The sequence below is a fragment of the Acidithiobacillus concretivorus genome (assembly GCF_018853445.1).
Lineage (GTDB): Bacteria > Pseudomonadota > Gammaproteobacteria > Acidithiobacillales > Acidithiobacillaceae > Acidithiobacillus > Acidithiobacillus concretivorus.
In genome coordinates this window covers 1-16,882 of sequence record NZ_JABELD010000003.1, presented here as the reverse complement: position 1 = coordinate 16,882, position 16,882 = coordinate 1, and the positions used below count along the sequence as shown (strand labels likewise).

Genomic DNA, 16,882 nt, shown 5'->3' with positions numbered 1-16,882 from the left:
GCGTGGCAAAAAAATCATTGATTGCAAAGTCCGAAAGGACCCCAAAGTTTAAGGTGCGTGCGTACCACCGTTGCAAATTGTGCGGACGTTCACGTGGTTACTATCGGAAATTTGGTCTGTGTCGTTTGTGCCTGCGTAAGCATGCCTCGGCGGGTTCAATTCCCGGTATTGTCAAAGCGAGCTGGTGAGGAAACACGATGAGCGTAACGGATCCTATTGCTGATATGCTTACGCGCATTCGAAATGCGCAACAAGTAAATAAAGCGAAAGTCTTAATGCCTGCTTCAAAACTGAAACGCGCCATTGCTCGCGTTTTGGTTGAAGAAGGTTATATTACCGATTTCCGGGAAGAAACCCAGGATGGTCATCCGGTTTTGAACCTGACTCTAAAGTATTATGCCGGAGCTGGGGTTATTGCCGAAATCCGTCGTGTAAGTCGACCGGGTGTGCGTATTTATCGGGGTGCTGATGATCTTCCCAAAGTTCGGGATGGATTTGGCATTGCCATCATTTCCACTTCGCAGGGCATCATGACTGATCGTGCGGCACGTACTGCCGGGATTGGTGGTGAAGTACTCTGCGTAGTCTCTTAAGGGAGATTCAGTATGTCTCGAGTAGGGAAACAGCCTGTTACTCTTCCTAAAGGTGTGGAAGTTCATGTGGCTGACAAATATTTGCATGTGAAAGGTCCCAAAGGTCAGATGTCCACGCCATTTCACTCCAGTGTCACGCTGCAAGTGGATGATGGAGTCGCTTCTTTAGCCTGGGCTGAAGGACAAAATGCTTTTGCCGGCACAATGCGCGCCTTATTAAACAATATGGTGCATGGTGTCTCGGTCGGTTTTGAGCAGAAACTCGAAATTATCGGGGTGGGTTATCGTGCGCAAGCAAAAGGTAAAACTCTGAGCTTGAGTCTGGGATTTTCACATCCTGTAGATTATCCGGTACCTGACGACATTACGATTGAAACGCCGACCCAAACAGAAATCGTGATCAAGGGTATTGATAAGCAGAAAATCGGGCAAATTGCCGCCGACATTCGTGCCTATCGTCCTCCTGAGCCGTACAAGGGTAAAGGTGTACGTTATGCGGGTGAAAATGTCCGTCGTAAAGAAGCCAAGAAGAAATAATGGTTGAGGCAGGTAATCATGAATAAAAATACATCCAGACTCCGTCGTGCACGTAAAACCCGCGCCCGAATTGCATCTCAGGCCAAACCAAGACTATGCGTCTTTCGTTCCGGAAAGCACATCTATGCCCAGGTCATTGACGATTCCAAGGGAGTCGTCATTGTCCAGGCATCCAGTGTAGAAGGTGAGTTGCGTGCAACTATGCCGCGTGGTGCCGATGTGGCTGCGGCAGTGACCATCGGTCAGCGGGTTGCCGCCAAAGCATTGGCTGCTGGTGTGAAGGAAGTCGCCTTTGACCGAAGCGGTTATCGTTATCATGGTCGGGTGCGAGCCCTGGCCGACGCCGCCCGCGAGGGCGGGTTGTCGTTCTGACGGAGATCTGAAAAATGGCAAGGGAAAATCGTGATAATCAGCCCAGCGATGGTATGCAGGAAAAACTGATTCATATCAATCGTGTATCTAAGGTAGTTAAGGGCGGTCGGCAATTTGGTTTTGCAGCACTGATGGTCGTTGGTGATGGTGATGGCAAGGTCGGCTTTGGTCGTGGTAAAGCCAAGGAAGTTCCTGCAGGTATCCAGAAAGCCACAGATCAGGCTCGTCGTTGGATGACGCAAATCCCTTTGATGCGTGGTGGTACAATTCCTTACCCGGTTGAGGGTCGTCATGGGGCTGCCCGCGTCATGTTGCGTCCTGCTCCAGAAGGTAGTGGCGTTATTGCTGGTGGAGCCATGCGCGCTGTCTGTGAAGCTGTAGGTTTGCGTAACGTGGTGGCCAAGTCTCTGGGTTCTAACAATCCTATTAACGTGGTGCGCGCAACTTTTGATGCGTTTAACAAGCTTTCCAGCCCCCAGGCCATCGCCATGAAGCGTGGGAAAAGCCTGAAGGAAATTCGAGGTGATGGAGGTCATGATGAGTAAACAGTTACGCATCACTCTGGTTAAAAGTTTAATTGGTGTGACCGAGAAACATCGGCGTGTTGTTGTCGGCCTTGGTTTGCGCCGCACCAACCATACGGTTGAACGTCCTGATACCCCCGAAATCCGTGGCATGGTTAATAAAGTGCCTTACTTATTGCGCTGGGAAGAGTTGTCATGAAATTAAATACGATAGCGCCTGCAGAGGGTGCCAAGAAAGATCGTCGTCGTGTTGGACGCGGGATTGGAAGTGGCCTCGGTAAAACCGCAGGTCGTGGTCATAAGGGCCAACATGCGCGTTCAGGTGGTTACCACAAAGTCGGTTTTGAGGGTGGTCAAATGCCCTTGCAACGCCGGATTCCTAAAAGAGGATTTCGGAATAGATTTGGTGCCCATACTTGCGAGGTGACCTTGGCCCAGCTGGAAAATGCGGCAATTGATGGTGTAGTAGATATGGAAGGGCTATTGTTGCGGCGCATTGTTCGTGGCAGTCCGGATGTTGTTAAGGTGATTATGACGGGCGAATTGAGCCAAGCTCTTACCGTACGTGGATTGCGAGTCAGTGCGGGAGCCAAGGCAGCCATTGAAAGTGCTGGCGGAAAGGTCGAAGAATAATGGCTGGGTTGCGTAACATTGCGGGTGCCGCACAGGGCGCTGGTAAGATCAATGAATTACGTAACCGCATTTTGTTTTTGCTGGGCGCCTTGCTGGTTTTTCGTATTGGCGCGCATATTCCGGTGCCGGGTATTGATCCGGCAGCTATGGCTTCTTTTTTCAATGAGCAGCGCGGAACCATCCTCGGCATGTTTAACATGTTCTCCGGTGGTGCCCTGTCGCGCTTAACAGTTTTTGCTTTGGGTATCATGCCCTATATCAGCGCTTCCATTATTTTCCAATTGGCTGGTTCAGTTTTCCCCAAGTTGGAAGAACTCAAAAAAGAAGGCGAGTCTGGTCGAAGAAAAATTACTGAATATACGCGTTATGCCACAGTTGGTCTTGCTCTCATGCAAGGACTGGGTATTGCTGTTGCTATTGAAAAAATGCACGCTGGCCATGTTCCGGTAGTGATTGATCCTGGCCCCTTGTTTTTGTTTACTACGACTATTTCTCTGGCCTGTGGTACCGTTTTCCTTATGTGGATCGGTGAGCAAATCACCGAACGCGGCATCGGCAATGGTATATCGCTGATCATTTTCGCGGGGATTGTCGCGGGACTTCCTGATGCTATCGGTACCACCTTTGAATTGATGCAGACCGGGCAGTTCCAGCCGCTATTTGTGGTTGCGTTGTTTGTTCTGGCTCTTCTGGTTACCGCGTTTGTAGTATTTATGGAAAGCGCCCAAAGACGTGTTCCTATTCAATATGCCAAACGTCAGGTTGGACGGAAAATTTATGGTGGCCAAAGTACGCACATGCCCCTCAAGGTGAATATGAGCGGCGTTATCCCTCCAATTTTTGCGACCAGCATTTTATTGTTGCCAGCTACTCTTTCGGGGTGGTTTGCCAATGTTCCCGGTATGGAATGGTTGGCGCGCTTCGGTCAGGCCTTAAGTCCGGGTTCTGCGCTTTATGTAGTCGTATTTACTACGGCGATTGTTTTCTTTGCCTTCTTCTATACGGCAATGGTATTCAATCCGCGTGATACGGCCGATAACCTCAAAAAATCTGGTGCTTTTGTGCCAGGAATCAGGCCAGGTGAACATACTGCCCGTTACATGGACAGGATTTTAACCCGCCTAACCCTGTGGGGAGCCATTTACCTGACCCTCGTATGTTTGTTGCCAGAATTTCTCATAGTTCAGTATAACGTGCCTTTCTATCTGGGCGGCACCAGCCTGCTGATTGTGGTTGTGGTGATGATGGATCTCATGGGTCAGATTCAAAGCCATCTACTCACGCACCAATATGAAGGGTTGATTCGTAAGAACCCCCTGAGTGGACGTTGATTTTGGCTAAGCACCTCATATTTCTGGGAGCCCCCGGAGCAGGTAAGGGTACCCAAGCGCAGCGCCTGGCTCAATATTTGGGCTTGCCTCATGTCTCAACCGGTGATATGCTCCGCGCCTCTGTTCAGTCTGGTAGTGATATTGGACGTCGTGCTGCTGCAGTGATGGATTCAGGCGCATTGGTCAACGACGAAATTATCATAGGTATTGTTGCAGAGCGTTTGACGTTGGAAGATGCGGCTGCCGGAGTGATTTTCGACGGCTTTCCGCGCACAGTACATCAAGCGAATGCGCTAGACAAACTATTGCAGGATGCCGGTGGTGACATATCTGCAGTACTGCATATTGCGCTGGATGATGAGGAAATTGTAGAGCGACTTTCAGGGCGGCGTGTCTGCTCTGGTTGTGGTTCCATTTATCATGAACGTTATCATCCTTCATTGGTCAGTGCGGTATGTGATCAGTGTGGGGGCAGTCTGGTCCAGCGTGAAGATGACCAGCCGGATGTGATCAGAAAGCGCTTGGCGGTTTATCAGGCGGAAACAGCTCCTTTGATCGCTTTTTATCACGATCGGCCAGCCTACCATCTGATTGATGGTCATGGTGAGGCGGATGATGTGTTTGCCAGAATCGTGGAAGCGGTGAGGGAAAAAGATTAGATGTCTAAAGAAGATACTCTGGAGATGCAGGGCGAAGTCATTGAAAACCTGCCGAGTGCAACTTTTAAAGTGCGCCTCGAAAATGGGTATGTAGTGAATGCACATATATCCGGCAAAATGCGTATGCATTATATCCGTATTTTGCCAGGAGATAAGGTGACTGTAGAAATGACGCCCTATGATTTGACCAAGGGTCGCATTATATATCGTGCCAAATAGGGGGTTGTAATGAAAGTTCGGGCGTCAGTAAAAAAGCTCTGTCGTAATTGCAAGATAGTTCGTCGTAACGGTGTCGTGCGGGTCATTTGTGTGGAACCCCGTCACAAACAACGTCAAGGTTAAGACGACTAAATTTATCAGTCTGTGGGTTCGTCCCACTTAGTCTTTTGGAGGAATTGCGGATGGCCCGCATCGCTGGTGTTAATATTCCAAACAACAAGCAAATTGAAATTGCTTTGACGTATATTTATGGTATTGGCAAAACTCGTTCGCAGAATATTTTGACTGCGGCTGATATTGCTTTTGATATGCGCGTCAAGGACATCAGCGAACCCGAGCTGGAACGCATTCGGGCTGAGGTCGCCAAGTTTCTGGTGGAAGGTGATCTCCGTCGTGAAGTGACCATGAACATCAAGCGATTGATGGATCTTGGTTGCTATCGCGGCATTCGGCACCGTCGTGGACTTCCTGTTCACGGTCAGCGTACCAAGACGAACGCACGGACGCGCAAGGGTCCTGCCAAATCGATCACTCGTTAACTAGGAAGATTCCAGTAATGGCGAAAACTCAGACAAACTCCCGTGTGCGGAAGAAAGTAAAGAAAAACGTACTTGATGGAGTAGCGCATATCTATGCGTCATTTAATAACACCATCATCACTATCAGTGACCGTCAGGGAAATGTCCTGACTTGGGCCAGTTCTGGTGGCTCCGGTTTCCGTGGGTCGCGCAAAAGCACCCCTTTTGCCGCTCAGGTGGCAGCGGAAAATGCGGGTAAAAAAGCGCAGGAATATGGTGTCAAGAATCTGGATGTAGAAGTGCGCGGCCCTGGGCCCGGACGGGAAAGTACCGTTCGTGCGCTGCATTCCATCGGCTTCCGCATTGCGAGTATTCGCGACGTCACGCCGATTCCCCATAACGGCTGCCGTCCGCCTAAAAAGCGGCGTGTTTAATTTTTAGGTGGAGGTAGTTAGTGGCTAAATATACGGGTCCCAGTTGTCGTTTGTGCCGTCGTGAAGGCGGCAAACTCTTTCTGAAAGGTGAAAAATGCTTTTCGGACAAATGTCCGGTAAGCATTCGTGCCTATGCGCCAGGTCAGCATGGCCAGCGCCGTGGTAGAGTGAGTGAATACGGCGGTCAGCTGCGTGAAAAGCAGAAAATTCGGCGCATTTATGGTGTTCTTGAAGGCCAGTTCCGACGTTACTTTGAGCGGGCTAGTCAGACTCGGGGAGTAACCGGTGAGACATTACTGCGTCTTCTCGAGCTGCGCTTGGACAATGTTGCCTATCGGCTTGGGTTTGGATCATCGCGTGCGGAAGCGCGTCAGGTTGTTCGCCATGGTCATGTTCTGGTGAATGGCCGCCGCGTAGATATTCCGTCTTATCAGGTTCGTGCTGGTGATGTGGTGAGTGTGGCTGAATCTGCCCGTCAACATGTACGGATTGTATCTGCGGTTGAAGCTGCCGGTGGTCGCGGGTTCCCTGAATGGGTGAGCATGGATGCCGCCACACTCAGTGCAACAATTAAAGCCGTACCGGCGCGTGAAGATATCGCACCGGATTTGAACGAACAGGTCGTCGTGGAGTTGTACTCTAAGTAAGACCGGGGGTTGAGGAACGCTTATGACTGATGTTGGTGATTTATTACGCCCGCAGGGCGTAGAAGTTGAAGAAATTTCCGCACGTCGTGCGCGCCTGTCTTTGGGCCCTCTGGAGCGTGGCTTCGGTCACACCTTGGGCAGTGGTTTGAGGCGCATTCTGCTTTCTTCGCTGAAAGGGGCGGCAGTGACCGAGGTGGAGATTGAGGGTGTTCTGCACGAATATTCCAGCATCGAAGGGGTGCAGGAAGATGTTGTAGATATTCTTCTCAATTTAAAAATGCTTGCGGTCCGCTCTCAGGGCCACAGTGATGTGATGGTTACGTTGCGTAAGCGTGGCCCGGGTTTGATGACTGGTGCTGACATTGTTTCTGAGCATGGCATTGAAGTGGCCAACCCTGATCAGGTCATTGCTACTTTGACCCGGGATGTAGAACTCGTCATGCATCTGCGGATTGACGATGGTCGTGGCTACGATGCTGCAGCTACCCGACGTCAGAATCATGAAAAACGCATTGGCGTCATGGCCCTGGATGCTAGTTTCAGTCCGGTTTTGAAAGTCAGTTATCAGGTCGAAAGTGCGCGTGTAGAACAGCGTACCGATCTCGATCGCCTAGTCCTGGATGTGGAAACTAACGGCGTCGTTGATCCGGTTTGGGCGGTTCAGGAGGCCTCACGGATTCTGCGTAGTCAGCTCGGTGTTTTGGCTGGTGCAGAAAACCAGCAGGAGCCTGAAGCTTCTCAGGTTCAAAACGGTCAGGACCTGATGCCTTTGCTGATACGTCCCGTGGACGATCTGGAGCTGACGGTGCGGTCTGCCAATTGTCTCAAAGCAGAAGATATTTTTTACATTGGTGATCTGGTTCAAAAATCCGAACAGGAGTTATTGAAGGCTCCTAATCTCGGCAAAAAATCACTCACTGAAATTAAGGAAGTGCTGGTGGCCCATGGCCTCAGTCTGGGTATGCGTGTTGAAAACTGGCCGCCAGAAAACCTGCCGCCCATTTCCGGGCGCAGCGCAGACGTTGATGTTAACGGCTAATGTTCAGAATTTGGTAGAGGGAAAGGGTTATGCGTCATCGCAAAAGTGGTAAGCAACTAAATAGAAATAGCAGCCATCGGCAGGCCATGTTTGCCAACATGATGGTGTCCTTGTTTCACCATGAACGTATTGTTACAACGCTTCCAAAGGCCAAAGAGCTGCGTCGCTTTGCCGAACCGATGATCACTTTGGCGAAGGATGCCACGGTTGCCAAACGTCGCCTGGCTTTTTCGCGCTTGCGTGATCGTCAGGCTGTAGTCAAGCTTTTTGATGATCTCGGCCCACATTATGCTGCGCGCCCAGGTGGTTATTTGCGTATTGTGAAATATGGCTTTCGTGCTGGTGACAATGCCCCTTTGGCTATTGTTGAATTGGTTGATCGTCAGGTTGCCACTGCCTGATATTGTCGGACCACGTTTTATTAAATCCTTATCGGCCCATGATGAAAATCTGGGCCGTTTTTTTTGTGCCTTTTTTCTGGCTTCTTGCTACACATTCAACATGACTATGTACTATAGTAGTCTGGTATCGTTGTGGTTATCTTCGATTCGCACGCTAAAAGGAGAAGTTTATGAAGAAGTTGACCCGTCGTGAATGGTTCCGGTCGAGTGGAAAGGTGGTTTTGGCGGCCGCAGTGGCACCGGCAGTACTGTCCAATATCGCAGAGGCAGCAACCAGCAAAGCCAGTCAGGCCTCAGTGCAGTATGTTACCCACCCTAACGGCAAAGAGATGTGCAGTAATTGCAAGTTTTTTATCCCTGGAGGCAAGCCTAACGAAGACGGAGCCTGCAAGGTAGTGTCCGGCAAAATTAGTCCCCATGGGTATTGCGCTGTTTATATGCCGAAAAAATAATTGCTGAATTATTGCTGTCCGGTACTGCCAAATCCGGCACTACCCCTTTCAGTGGCAGCAAACGCATCCACCACCAGAATTTCGGGGCGAATAATGGGTACCAGAACCATCTGCGCTACCCGTTCTCCCGGTTCAATGACGATTTCTTCTTGACTACGGTTCCATAGAGATATTTTTATGGGTCCCTGGTAATCCGCATCAATGAGACCTGTCAGATTTCCCAATACCAGTCCCTTATGACCAAGCCCGGAGCGGGGTAACAGGAGTGCGGTGATTCCAGGATCAGCGATGTGCATTGCAAAGCCTGCTGATACTAACTCCACGGTATTTGCCGACAGATGCAGGGGCTCATCCAGGCAGGCGCGTAAATCCATTCCGGCGGCGTCAGCGCTGGCATAATGGGGTAAAGGCCATTGTTTACCAATGCGTGGGTCGAGGAGGCGAATTTGCAAATTAGTCACGGGAATGATGAACCTCGCTGGCGAAGTGGATTTTGCTGATGTGGCGGATGAGTATTCTTGCCATATCAATTTTACGGCAAGCTGGAATTTCTATTTGTGTTTTATCGTGAAGTAGGGTGCAAGCATTGATTTCACAGCCCATTCCAGTCGTGTTGCTGCTGATGTCGTTGACAATAATGGTATCGGCCCCCTTGCGACTTGCCTTGGCGCGTGCTGAATCCAAGTGATCCCGGGTTTCTGCAGCAAAGGCAACAATGACGCGTGGGCGTTGGGGATGACGATGAATGCTGGATACGATATCTGGATTCAGCGTCAACGCAATTTGCTCAGGCACTGCTGATTTGGGCGTTTTATGTAGGCTTTGCAGAGTGGGTCGATGGTCTGCAACCGCCGCATTGGCAATCAATAAATCCGTGGGTATTTCCAGGCTATGCAGGCAGGCCTCGAGCATCTCCTGAGCCGAGGTGATATCTTCGCGCAGAACCCCCGGCGGCGTTGCTTCATGACTGGGACCGCTGATGAGTCGTACCTGCGCACCAGCTTCGGCACAAGCCTGAGCGAGGGCAAATCCTTGTTTGCCGCTTGCCCGGTTGGTCAGTCCCCGGGCTGGATCCAGGCTTTCCCAGGTGGGGCCTGCTGTAATCAGTATTTGCTTTCCAGAAAGTGTTTTGCTGGCCAGAGCCAGGCGTAGTTGGCCAACTATCTGCTCTGGTTCCAGCATGCGTCCCGCGCCTTCTTCGCCACAAGCTAACACCCCGGTTTCAGGACCTAAAAAATGGGCGCCAAATTCAAGCAGTCGCTGGACATGCCCCTGGGTGGCGGGATGCGCCCACATACTGGCATTCATGGCCGGTGCAAGAAAAATGGGGGCGCGCGTGACCAGCAGCAGGGTACTGAGTAGGTCATCGGCAAGGCCCAGGGAAAAACGTGCAAGACTATTTGCCGTCACCGGCGCCACAATAATGGCATCCGCCCAGCGGGCCAGGCGAATATGATCCATTGCGGCTTCTTCCTCAGCGGCAAATAGATCCTGGCGTACTGGCTGACCACTCAGGGCTTGTAAAGTGATGGGCGTTACAAACTGCTTGGCACTTTGGGTCATGACTACGCGTACTTCGGCACCCAGGCGCAGCAAATGGCGGACTATTTCCGGACTTTTATAGGCCGCAATGCTGCCACAGATTCCCAGCAGAATTCGTTTGCCAGCCAGGGGCTCGGTCGTGTTGAATAGGGTTTCTATCATGATATTCCCAGTTTAAGGGAAGGAGGGAGCAAATGGCTATTACTGATTGGCCGCTGGACGAGCGGCCGCGCGAAAGATTATTGCAGAAAGGGGCGCAAAGTTTGTCTGATGCCGAACTTTTGGCAATTTTTCTGCGGGTTGGTGTGAAAGGTAAAAGTGCAGTGGATGTATCCCGGGAATTACTGCAAATATTTGGTGGGTTGCGGGCCTTGCTGACGGCTACCCGGGATCAGTTTTGTGCGAATCATGGTATGGGTGATGCGAAATATGCTTTACTGCAGGCAGTATTGGAGATGGGACGACGGCATCTGGCAGAAGATTGGCAGCGAGGTAGTTGCCTGGATTCCCCACAACGCGTTCGCCAGTATTTGTCGGCCAGTCTGCGCGATCGCGGCCGGGAAATATTCGCAGTCATTTTCCTGGATCATCGCCATCGGGTTTTAAAGCTCGAAGAAATGTTTTTGGGAACCATAGATGCTGCGACAGTCCATATTCGGGAAGTGGTGAAGCGCGCGCTGGAGTTGAATGCGTCCGCCTTGATTGTCGCGCACAATCATCCTTCCGGCGTGGCGGAGCCGAGCTCTGCTGATCTCGCCCTGACCCGGCGTCTGGAAAGTGCCATGCAACTACTGGAGTTGCGTTTGCTGGATCATTTTATTGTCGGTGAAGGTGAACCCTTGTCTTTGCGCGAGCAGGGGGGTTGGTGAATAAAAATAAACCCATCTGGCAGCGCGCTCTATATGCTCTGCGCGGGCTGAAGATTGCCGCACGGGAAGAAGCCAGCTTTCGTGCAGAATTATGGGCGGTGCTGGCGGCCGTGGCGTTTTTGCTTTGGGCGCAGGTTGCTTTATGGTGGTGGGGCTTGGCCTTGCTGTGGATGGCCATGCTGTTGGCCGCCGAGTTATTAAATAGTGCAGTAGAGTCGTTGGCAGATCTGGTCAGTCCCGAATTTCATCCCCTGGTTGCCCGCGCCAAGGATTGTGGGGCAGCAGCAGTTTTTGTTTTGAGCAGCGTCGGTGTTGCTCTGCTGTTACTGATTTTGTCGCAACATTTCCGTGGAGGGGGTGGATAAGATGGGTGTTATTTTACCCGGTGTGCTGTTACTGCCTATAATGGTTATATATGCAGGTTGCGGCGGGGCTTATGGAAGCCACAGGCTGGCTGCCGGAAAATTGCAAAACGTAGGGAGGAAGAATGGGTATTGACGCAGGCATTACCGTTATTGCTGTTGTCTTGATCATTATTTTGCTGATCATTGCGGTGACTGCGGGCGTATTTATTCGGACCTTTTTGCGTTTGGAAAGATTGCTGGCCCGTGCTGAACAGGATGTTGGTCCCCTGATTTTTGAGCTCAAGTCTGCCTTGGTAGACATTAAGAAAATGACTCAGGTTGGTCGCACGCAGATGAATCGGGTGGATTCCACCATGAAATATCTCAGTCGGGAGATCATGGAAACCACCGAAACCCTGGTACAGCCTGTACAGGAACTCGGTATGTGGTACCGGGCTTTGCGTACAGGTTGGCGCTATTTTTCACGAAAACGTTAAAGCCGGAAACGGCGAGGAGAAAAGCCATGAGAAACGCAGAAGGTTTTGTAGTGGGGATTCTGGTAGGTGCAGTCGGCGCCTTGTTGCTGGCACCAGCCAGCGGTGCGGAAACCCGCCAGGAATTGCGTAAGGCGATGGACAAGGGTAGGGAGCGGTTTTATAACCTCGAATCTTTGGCGGAAGAACGCATTGCGGTGTTGATTGATGAAATTCAAGAAAAAACCGCTCGATTGATGGATGCTGGCGGAGATCTGATGGAATCCAAACGTGAAGATTTGCTGGAGGCCATCCAGGTAGCCAAGCGGGCTCTGGCCGACGAACGGGACATTCTTACCAGAAGCACACGTGCCCGCCGGGAAGTGCTGTTGGAAGAAGAAGAGAACATCTGATCTCAGTGTTCGACGCGTGACTTTTTATGGTGTAATCAATCATTTCATGGTGCAGTTGCGGGTCGGGACGGCTATGATGTGCAGACCGAATTCTTAAGGAGATACAGATGGCTGATAAATTGTTGATGGTTATGGTAAACACCGATCCTTCCAATCCCCAGGAACTGGGCGCGCCTTTCTTTCAGGCTACCGTTGCTGCCGCAATGGATTTTGACGTGGAAGTGGTGTTGACCGCCCGTGCCGGTGAGTTGGCCAAAAAAGGTGTAGCGGAAAAAATGTTCGTGATGCCTGGCAGTCCTAAAAGTGTCTACGATTTTATCAAGGATGCCCATGAGGCTGGCGTAAAGTTTTTTGTCTGCACCCCGACTCTGGAATTGTGGGACTGCACCAAGGAAGATTTGATTCCTGAAGTGTCCGACGTGGTCGGTGGCGCTTATGTGATTGAGCAGGCCATGGACGACGACGTGGTCACCTTTACGTATTGATGCCAAGATGACACCTACCCATTTGGGGCCCGCTGAACATCTGTTCAGCGCGGAAGAGGTGGAAGCGGCCATCCAGAGGATGGCCGTTGCCATTAATAAGGATCTTGAACATCTGACCCCGCATCGCCCGGTGGTGCTGCTTTGTGTATTGACTGGCGCCATTGTCGTGGTGGGCCAGCTCATGCCGCATTTGCATTTTCCCATGACGCTGGATTGTGTACAGGTCAGTCGCTACGGTTCAGAAACCAGTGGTGGCGAGTTGCAATGGCGTACGCGTCCCAAAGAGTCTCTCGCGGGGGCTGTTGTGCTCCTTGTGGATGATATTCTGGATGAAGGTATTACCCTCAAATCCATTCAGGATTATTGCATGGCAGAAGGTGCTGTGGCGGTGCATACAGCGGTGATGGTGCGCAAGATGCGGCCGCGATCTATTGATCTGCAGGTGGATTATGTCGGTCTGGAGGTTCCAGATCAGTTCGTGTTTGGCTATGGTCTGGATGCCCGAGGTCTGGGCCGTAATGCCCCAGGAATTTTTTTCCTCCCGGAGGATCACTGAATGGGTGTGGTCGGCATTATTGGTGGAAGTGGTTTAACGCGACTCAATAATCTGCAAATTCGTAATCGCCGAGTGGTGCGCACGCCGTTTGGTGAGGCTTCCGGCCCCCTGACTTTTGGTGATCTGGGCGGGCAGGAAGTGGTTTTCCTGGCTCGGCACGGTTACGGGCACACCATTCCCCCGCACCGGGTGAATTATCGTGCCAATATCTGGGCCTTGCACCACGTGGGTGTGACTCATGTGGTTGCCGTGGCGGCGGTGGGTGGTATCAGTGCAGCCATGCAATCCGGGGTGATATGTGTTCCGGACCAATTGATTGACTACACCAGCGGAAGGCCTGGCACTTTCTTTGAAGGTGGCGAAAGCATGGTGGTCCATATTGATTTTTCCGAGCCCTACTGCGGACGTATTCGTGAACGTCTTTTAGAAGGGGCCAAGGTTTCTGATGTGGGGGTGGTAGATGGGGCTACCTATGCGGCTACCCAAGGTCCCCGTCTGGAAACCATTGCGGAAATTCGGCGCATCGAAAAAGATGGTGGAGATATTGTGGGCATGACCGGTGCACCGGAGGCGGTCTTGGCCCGCGAGATCGGTCTTTGTTATGCACCATTATCGTTGGTGGTCAATCCGGCCGCTGGCAAATCCAGCGAGCCCATCACCATGGAGGCCATTGACGCCGTCATGCATGAGGGCATGGAAAGAGTCCGGGCGATTCTGGCCAGTACGGTGCCTCTGCTGGCTGATTGCCCGCAATGTGACTGCGGCGTTTCAGTAGGCCCGGAAGCACTTAAACATTTGCACAGTCGGCGTAAATAACGAGCGGCAAAAAAAGGCAGATCGTCAGTCAGATCTGCTTTTTTAACTTTCAGCGTAAAGTGACCAACTCTTCCGAGCTGGTGGGATGAATGGCGATGGTATCGTCAAAATCCTTTTTGCTGGCGCCCATGCGTAAAGCCACTGCAAAACCCTGCAACATTTCGTCGACGCCATCGCCAATGGCATGCAAACCGACAATTTTTTCTTCCCGTCCTACGGTCACCAGTTTCATGGCGGTTTTTTCAGGGTCTTCGGAAAAGGCCCGCAACATCGGGGTAAAACGGGTTTGGTAAACCTTGACGGCTTCATCTCCGTAAGTTTCCCGCGCGGCCGTTTCGCTGAGGCCTACCGTGGCGATGGGGGGATGGCTAAAAACCACCGTCGGCACCAGCGTGGCATCCAGGTGGCGTTCGGACTGCTGGTTGAATAAACGATCCGCCAGTCTTCTCCCGGCAGCAATAGCTACCGGGGTCAGGGCGGGAGCGCTGGTCACGTCGCCCAACGCATAAATGCCAGGAATAGTGGTGTTTTGGAAAGCATCCACAGGAATAAATCCTTGCGCGTCTTTGGTAATACCCGCATTTTCCAGCCCCAATTCCGCACTGTTTGGACGTCTGCCAATCGCCCAAATGACGGCATCCAGTCCGCCCAGGCACTCTCCATCCTGAAAGTGCAGGCATAAACCATCAGGGCGTTTTTCCAGCTCACGCACCTGACGCTGGGCCAGCAAATTGATGCCTTGATGGAGCATGGCGTCCATCAGATGTTCACGGAGCATCGGTTCGAAATCATTCAGAAAATGCTTGCGTCGCATAAGTAGTGACACATCACTGCCCAACGCATGCAAAACGCCAGCCAGTTCCACGGCAATATAACCGGCTCCGACAATGGCGACACAGCGTGGAGCGTATTCCAACTCAAAAAAACCGTCCGAACTGATACCCAGCTCGGCCCCGGGAATATCCGGCCAGGTGGGTTGGCCACCGGTAGCGATGAGGATGTGCGGGGCACGCAGAATCTTGCCGTCTACTTCCACCTGATTTTCGTCATGAAAACGGGCATGTCCGCGAATCAAGGTGACGCCATTACCATCCAGTCCCTGTGCATAGCGGGCATTGAGGCGATGAATATACGCGTCTCTTTTGGCCTTGAGCCGTTCCCAATGAAAACTGGAGGCGACTGCATCAAAACCATAGTCTTCTGCCATCCGCATTTGTTCGGCCAGGTGAGCAGCATTCCAGAAGATTTTTTTAGGCACACAACCGACATTGACGCAGGTGCCTCCCAGTGGTCCTGCTGCGATCAATGCGGTTTTGGCCCCATAGCTGGCTGCCCGGTTGGCCGTGGCAATACCGCCACTGCCGCCGCCAATGACAATTAAATCATAATCCTGATTCACGCTGGTTTCTCCTTGTTTTGCTGCGTTTATTCCGGCTTTCTGGATATTAACCCGACAGCTGGTGGGGAAGCTTTGCCGCGACTTTGGCCCGCGCCGTTGTTGTTCTTGGTGAAATCCTGCGCCCGTCAGGAGAGCTGTTTGAGCCCAAAGGGTGAGTTCTCTCCTGACAGCAGGATGAACCTTAGAACAACAGGCAAGGGACGTTGGCGCAAAAAGCTTCCCCACCAGCTGTCGGGTTCAGGTTAATACAAATTTATTTACCTAAAAACTTCTCCAGATCATCTGCGCCACCAATATGGTGTCCGCCAATAAACACCTGGGGTACCGTCGAGCGGCCACTGACTGCACGAATACTGCGCGAGCTGATGCCCGTCCCCATGCCGGTGTGGATTTCCTCGAAAACCATATTGCGTTCTTTTAACAAGGCTTTGGCCCGGGCGCAATGCGGGCAACCTTCACGCGTAAAGACGGTAATAAATTCCGGATCCTTGGCCTCGGGATTAATGTAACGCAACATGGTATCTGCGTCGGAGACTTCAAAGGGATCTCCGGGTTTGTCAGGCTCAATAAACATTTTGGTAATGACGCCATCCTTGACCAGCATGGAGTAGCGCCACGAACGCTTACCGAATCCCAAATCGCTTTTGTCCACCAGCATACCCATACCCTGGGTGAAATCACCATTGCCATCGGGAATCAGGCGGATATTTTCTACGCCCAATTCCTTGGCCCAGGCATCCATCACAAAAGCATCGTTCACTGAAAGGCAGATAATTTCATCAACACCGTTTTCCCGAAAGGTCGGAGCCAATTCGTTGTAACGGGGCAGATGGCTGGAGGAGCAGGTGGGGGTATAAGCACCGGGCAATGAAAACACTACGACAGTTCTGCCCTTGAAGAGGCTGTCACTGCTCATGTCCCGCCACTGATTGTCGACGCGGGTGCGAAAAGTGGCTTGTGGAACCGGTTTACCTTCCATACTGGTGAGTTTCATAACGATCTCCTTGTGCGGTTGTGGAAACAGTGCATCACGATATGTTTTGCACTATGAATAATAGTAGAATAAGTCTAAATTAAATGCAAGAATCATTTGCTGAACATCTCCCAGCAGCAAAGCTATGGATTAACCACACGACCAGCCAAGAAAATGCGCTGCAGTATCCAGTCCGCCATAGCGAATCTGAAAATCGGCCTGGGCGCGGACAACCGCCTTGGCATGATAGGCAATACCCACGCCTGCCTTGCGTAACATTGGCAGATCATTGGCGCCATCGCCAATGGCAATGCAGTGACTGGCATCGGTTCCGGCACTGATGGCCAGCAAATCGAGAATGTCAGCCTTGGCGTTGGCATCGATAATATCACCCAAAACCTGCCCGGTGATTTTACCATCGACAATCTCCAGGGTATTGGCAAAGGCATAATCCAGATCCAGCATTTCCTGGAGATGACGGGTAAACTGGGTAAATCCACCGGAAACCACGCCAGTTTCCAGACCCTGCGCCTTGGCCGCCTGGATGAGTTCACGGGCTCCTGGACTGAGTTGCAGGCGTTCGCGAATGATGGCGTCGATGGTGCTGGCGGGTGTTCCCTGGAGCAAGTGCACGCGCTCGCGCAGGGAGGTTT

29 protein-coding genes are annotated in these 16,882 nt (G+C 51.7%); 24 read left to right on the top strand and 5 right to left on the bottom strand.

Annotation, left to right across the window (positions count from 1 at the left end; all coding sequences use genetic code 11):
• The first annotated feature begins 2 nt into the window (after positions 1 to 2).
• The 17 genes from HJG40_RS00405 (at position 3) to HJG40_RS00325 (ending at position 8,359) form a co-directional block, all read left to right on the top strand.
• The gene (locus HJG40_RS00405) at positions 3 to 188 is read left to right on the top strand and encodes a type Z 30S ribosomal protein S14 (RefSeq protein ID WP_010639684.1); all 186 of its coding nucleotides are present in this window, start codon (positions 3 to 5) and stop codon (positions 186 to 188) included.
• 9 nt (positions 189 to 197) lie between these two features.
• Complete coding sequence (gene rpsH / locus HJG40_RS00400; protein WP_010639682.1) at positions 198 to 593, top strand: 30S ribosomal protein S8; 396 nt, start codon at positions 198 to 200, stop codon at positions 591 to 593.
• Positions 594 to 605: 12 nt separating this feature from the next.
• A complete protein-coding gene (gene rplF, locus HJG40_RS00395; protein ID WP_215862371.1) occupies positions 606 to 1,130 on the top strand; it encodes a 50S ribosomal protein L6 in 525 nt (174 codons plus the stop codon).
• A gap of 18 nt (positions 1,131 to 1,148) precedes the next feature.
• The gene (gene rplR / locus HJG40_RS00390) at positions 1,149 to 1,502 is read left to right on the top strand and encodes a 50S ribosomal protein L18 (RefSeq protein WP_010639678.1); all 354 of its coding nucleotides are present in this window, start codon (positions 1,149 to 1,151) and stop codon (positions 1,500 to 1,502) included.
• 14 nt (positions 1,503 to 1,516) lie between these two features.
• Positions 1,517 to 2,047 (top strand): 30S ribosomal protein S5, encoded by a 531-nt coding sequence (gene rpsE, locus HJG40_RS00385; protein WP_215862370.1) that lies wholly within the window; start codon positions 1,517 to 1,519, stop codon positions 2,045 to 2,047.
• Positions 2,040 to 2,225, top strand: a complete 186-nt coding sequence (gene rpmD / locus HJG40_RS00380) for a 50S ribosomal protein L30 (protein WP_142089591.1) — start codon at positions 2,040 to 2,042, stop codon at positions 2,223 to 2,225. Before rpsE ends, rpmD begins: the two co-directional genes overlap by 8 nt.
• On the top strand, positions 2,222 to 2,659 hold the full coding sequence (gene rplO, locus HJG40_RS00375) for a 50S ribosomal protein L15 (RefSeq protein WP_215862369.1): 438 nt from the start codon (positions 2,222 to 2,224) through the stop codon (positions 2,657 to 2,659). Before rpmD ends, rplO begins: the two co-directional genes overlap by 4 nt.
• The gene (gene secY / locus HJG40_RS00370; protein WP_193649849.1) at positions 2,659 to 3,990 is read left to right on the top strand and encodes a preprotein translocase subunit SecY; all 1,332 of its coding nucleotides are present in this window, start codon (positions 2,659 to 2,661) and stop codon (positions 3,988 to 3,990) included. The genes rplO and secY overlap by 1 nt, the downstream gene beginning before the upstream one ends.
• 2 nt (positions 3,991 to 3,992) lie before the next feature.
• A complete protein-coding gene (locus tag HJG40_RS00365; RefSeq protein WP_226856776.1) occupies positions 3,993 to 4,649 on the top strand; it encodes an adenylate kinase in 657 nt (218 codons plus the stop codon).
• On the top strand, positions 4,650 to 4,868 hold the full coding sequence (gene infA, locus HJG40_RS00360) for a translation initiation factor IF-1 (RefSeq protein ID WP_010639668.1): 219 nt from the start codon (positions 4,650 to 4,652) through the stop codon (positions 4,866 to 4,868).
• 9 nt (positions 4,869 to 4,877) lie between these two features.
• Entirely contained in the window at positions 4,878 to 4,991 is a 114-nt protein-coding gene (gene rpmJ / locus HJG40_RS00355) for a 50S ribosomal protein L36 (RefSeq protein ID WP_009568281.1), read from the top strand.
• A gap of 59 nt (positions 4,992 to 5,050) precedes the next feature.
• Positions 5,051 to 5,407 carry a 30S ribosomal protein S13 gene (gene rpsM / locus HJG40_RS00350; RefSeq protein ID WP_215862367.1) on the top strand — a complete coding sequence of 119 codons (357 nt, stop codon included), beginning with the start codon at positions 5,051 to 5,053 and terminating at the stop codon, positions 5,405 to 5,407.
• A gap of 17 nt (positions 5,408 to 5,424) precedes the next feature.
• Positions 5,425 to 5,820 (top strand): 30S ribosomal protein S11, encoded by a 396-nt coding sequence (gene rpsK, locus HJG40_RS00345; RefSeq protein ID WP_010639656.1) that lies wholly within the window; start codon positions 5,425 to 5,427, stop codon positions 5,818 to 5,820.
• A 20-nt stretch (positions 5,821 to 5,840) separates the two neighbouring features.
• On the top strand, positions 5,841 to 6,467 hold the full coding sequence (gene rpsD / locus HJG40_RS00340; RefSeq protein WP_215862366.1) for a 30S ribosomal protein S4: 627 nt from the start codon (positions 5,841 to 5,843) through the stop codon (positions 6,465 to 6,467).
• 22 nt (positions 6,468 to 6,489) lie between these two features.
• The gene (locus HJG40_RS00335) at positions 6,490 to 7,506 is read left to right on the top strand and encodes a DNA-directed RNA polymerase subunit alpha (protein ID WP_215862365.1); all 1,017 of its coding nucleotides are present in this window, start codon (positions 6,490 to 6,492) and stop codon (positions 7,504 to 7,506) included.
• 29 nt (positions 7,507 to 7,535) lie between these two features.
• Entirely contained in the window at positions 7,536 to 7,907 is a 372-nt protein-coding gene (rplQ, locus tag HJG40_RS00330; protein ID WP_215862364.1) for a 50S ribosomal protein L17, read from the top strand.
• A 170-nt stretch (positions 7,908 to 8,077) separates the two neighbouring features.
• Positions 8,078 to 8,359 (top strand): high-potential iron-sulfur protein, encoded by a 282-nt coding sequence (locus tag HJG40_RS00325; RefSeq protein WP_215862363.1) that lies wholly within the window; start codon positions 8,078 to 8,080, stop codon positions 8,357 to 8,359.
• An 8-nt stretch (positions 8,360 to 8,367) separates the two neighbouring features.
• On the opposite strand, the gene dut is transcribed toward HJG40_RS00325, so the two are convergent.
• A complete protein-coding gene (gene dut / locus HJG40_RS00320) occupies positions 8,368 to 8,820 on the bottom strand; it encodes a dUTP diphosphatase (protein ID WP_215862362.1) in 453 nt (150 codons plus the stop codon).
• On the bottom strand, positions 8,813 to 10,063 hold the full coding sequence (gene coaBC / locus HJG40_RS00315; RefSeq protein ID WP_215862361.1) for a bifunctional phosphopantothenoylcysteine decarboxylase/phosphopantothenate--cysteine ligase CoaBC: 1,251 nt from the start codon (positions 10,061 to 10,063) through the stop codon (positions 8,813 to 8,815). Before coaBC ends, dut begins: the two co-directional genes overlap by 8 nt.
• Positions 10,064 to 10,095: 32 nt before the next feature.
• Here coaBC and radC point away from each other — a divergent pair, with 32 nt between their 5' ends.
• From radC to HJG40_RS00280, 7 genes are all read left to right on the top strand, one after another.
• Complete coding sequence (radC, locus tag HJG40_RS00310) at positions 10,096 to 10,770, top strand: RadC family protein (RefSeq protein ID WP_215862360.1); 675 nt, start codon at positions 10,096 to 10,098, stop codon at positions 10,768 to 10,770.
• The gene (locus HJG40_RS00305) at positions 10,767 to 11,135 is read left to right on the top strand and encodes a diacylglycerol kinase (protein WP_215862359.1); all 369 of its coding nucleotides are present in this window, start codon (positions 10,767 to 10,769) and stop codon (positions 11,133 to 11,135) included. Before radC ends, HJG40_RS00305 begins: the two co-directional genes overlap by 4 nt.
• Positions 11,136 to 11,257: 122 nt before the next feature.
• Positions 11,258 to 11,611: a hypothetical protein gene (locus HJG40_RS00300; protein WP_215862358.1), complete on the top strand. Its 354-nt coding sequence runs from the start codon at positions 11,258 to 11,260 to the stop codon at positions 11,609 to 11,611.
• A gap of 26 nt (positions 11,612 to 11,637) precedes the next feature.
• Positions 11,638 to 12,000 carry a YtxH domain-containing protein gene (locus tag HJG40_RS00295; RefSeq protein WP_215862357.1) on the top strand — a complete coding sequence of 121 codons (363 nt, stop codon included), beginning with the start codon at positions 11,638 to 11,640 and terminating at the stop codon, positions 11,998 to 12,000.
• Between the two features lie 107 nt (positions 12,001 to 12,107).
• Entirely contained in the window at positions 12,108 to 12,485 is a 378-nt protein-coding gene (locus tag HJG40_RS00290) for a DsrE family protein (protein ID WP_010641460.1), read from the top strand.
• Positions 12,486 to 12,492: 7 nt separating this feature from the next.
• A complete protein-coding gene (locus tag HJG40_RS00285) occupies positions 12,493 to 13,041 on the top strand; it encodes a hypoxanthine-guanine phosphoribosyltransferase (protein WP_215862356.1) in 549 nt (182 codons plus the stop codon).
• The gene (locus HJG40_RS00280; protein WP_215862355.1) at positions 13,042 to 13,857 is read left to right on the top strand and encodes an S-methyl-5'-thioinosine phosphorylase; all 816 of its coding nucleotides are present in this window, start codon (positions 13,042 to 13,044) and stop codon (positions 13,855 to 13,857) included.
• Between the two features lie 49 nt (positions 13,858 to 13,906).
• Here the strand turns inward: HJG40_RS00280 and gorA are convergent, their stop codons facing one another.
• The 3 genes from gorA to serB form a co-directional block, all read right to left on the bottom strand.
• Complete coding sequence (gene gorA / locus HJG40_RS00275) at positions 13,907 to 15,256, bottom strand: glutathione-disulfide reductase (RefSeq protein WP_215862354.1); 1,350 nt, start codon at positions 15,254 to 15,256, stop codon at positions 13,907 to 13,909.
• 253 nt (positions 15,257 to 15,509) lie between these two features.
• Positions 15,510 to 16,250, bottom strand: a complete 741-nt coding sequence (locus HJG40_RS00270; protein WP_215862353.1) for a glutathione peroxidase — start codon at positions 16,248 to 16,250, stop codon at positions 15,510 to 15,512.
• A gap of 129 nt (positions 16,251 to 16,379) precedes the next feature.
• Positions 16,380 to 16,882, bottom strand: a 503-nt coding sequence (serB, locus tag HJG40_RS00265) for a phosphoserine phosphatase SerB (protein ID WP_215862352.1), incomplete at its 5' end; no start/stop codon positions are given.

Excerpts from the sequence above, each read along its gene's own strand:
- HJG40_RS00270 (WP_215862353.1), bottom strand. The coding sequence starts at position 16,250 with ATGAAACTCACCAGTATGGAAGGTAAACCGGTTCCACAAGCCACTTTT.
- coaBC (WP_215862361.1), bottom strand. The coding sequence starts at position 10,063 with ATGATAGAAACCCTATTCAACACGACCGAGCCCCTGGCTGGCAAACGA.
- rpsE (WP_215862370.1), top strand. The coding sequence starts at position 1,517 with ATGGCAAGGGAAAATCGTGATAATCAGCCCAGCGATGGTATGCAGGAA.
- HJG40_RS00280 (WP_215862355.1), top strand. The coding sequence starts at position 13,042 with ATGGGTGTGGTCGGCATTATTGGTGGAAGTGGTTTAACGCGACTCAAT.
- rpmD (WP_142089591.1), top strand. The coding sequence starts at position 2,040 with ATGAGTAAACAGTTACGCATCACTCTGGTTAAAAGTTTAATTGGTGTG.
- rplO (WP_215862369.1), top strand. The coding sequence starts at position 2,222 with ATGAAATTAAATACGATAGCGCCTGCAGAGGGTGCCAAGAAAGATCGT.
- HJG40_RS00325 (WP_215862363.1), top strand. The coding sequence starts at position 8,078 with ATGAAGAAGTTGACCCGTCGTGAATGGTTCCGGTCGAGTGGAAAGGTG.
- rplR (WP_010639678.1), top strand. The coding sequence starts at position 1,149 with ATGAATAAAAATACATCCAGACTCCGTCGTGCACGTAAAACCCGCGCC.
- HJG40_RS00300 (WP_215862358.1), top strand. The coding sequence starts at position 11,258 with ATGGGTATTGACGCAGGCATTACCGTTATTGCTGTTGTCTTGATCATT.
- radC (WP_215862360.1), top strand. The coding sequence starts at position 10,096 with ATGGCTATTACTGATTGGCCGCTGGACGAGCGGCCGCGCGAAAGATTA.
- rplQ (WP_215862364.1), top strand. The coding sequence starts at position 7,536 with ATGCGTCATCGCAAAAGTGGTAAGCAACTAAATAGAAATAGCAGCCAT.
- HJG40_RS00335 (WP_215862365.1), top strand. The coding sequence starts at position 6,490 with ATGACTGATGTTGGTGATTTATTACGCCCGCAGGGCGTAGAAGTTGAA.
- rpsM (WP_215862367.1), top strand. The coding sequence starts at position 5,051 with ATGGCCCGCATCGCTGGTGTTAATATTCCAAACAACAAGCAAATTGAA.
- rplF (WP_215862371.1), top strand. The coding sequence starts at position 606 with ATGTCTCGAGTAGGGAAACAGCCTGTTACTCTTCCTAAAGGTGTGGAA.
- rpmJ (WP_009568281.1), top strand. The coding sequence starts at position 4,878 with ATGAAAGTTCGGGCGTCAGTAAAAAAGCTCTGTCGTAATTGCAAGATA.
- HJG40_RS00285 (WP_215862356.1), top strand. The coding sequence starts at position 12,493 with ATGACACCTACCCATTTGGGGCCCGCTGAACATCTGTTCAGCGCGGAA.
- rpsH (WP_010639682.1), top strand. The coding sequence starts at position 198 with ATGAGCGTAACGGATCCTATTGCTGATATGCTTACGCGCATTCGAAAT.
- secY (WP_193649849.1), top strand. The coding sequence starts at position 2,659 with ATGGCTGGGTTGCGTAACATTGCGGGTGCCGCACAGGGCGCTGGTAAG.
- HJG40_RS00290 (WP_010641460.1), top strand. The coding sequence starts at position 12,108 with ATGGCTGATAAATTGTTGATGGTTATGGTAAACACCGATCCTTCCAAT.
- HJG40_RS00295 (WP_215862357.1), top strand. The coding sequence starts at position 11,638 with ATGAGAAACGCAGAAGGTTTTGTAGTGGGGATTCTGGTAGGTGCAGTC.
- infA (WP_010639668.1), top strand. The coding sequence starts at position 4,650 with ATGTCTAAAGAAGATACTCTGGAGATGCAGGGCGAAGTCATTGAAAAC.
- rpsK (WP_010639656.1), top strand. The coding sequence starts at position 5,425 with ATGGCGAAAACTCAGACAAACTCCCGTGTGCGGAAGAAAGTAAAGAAA.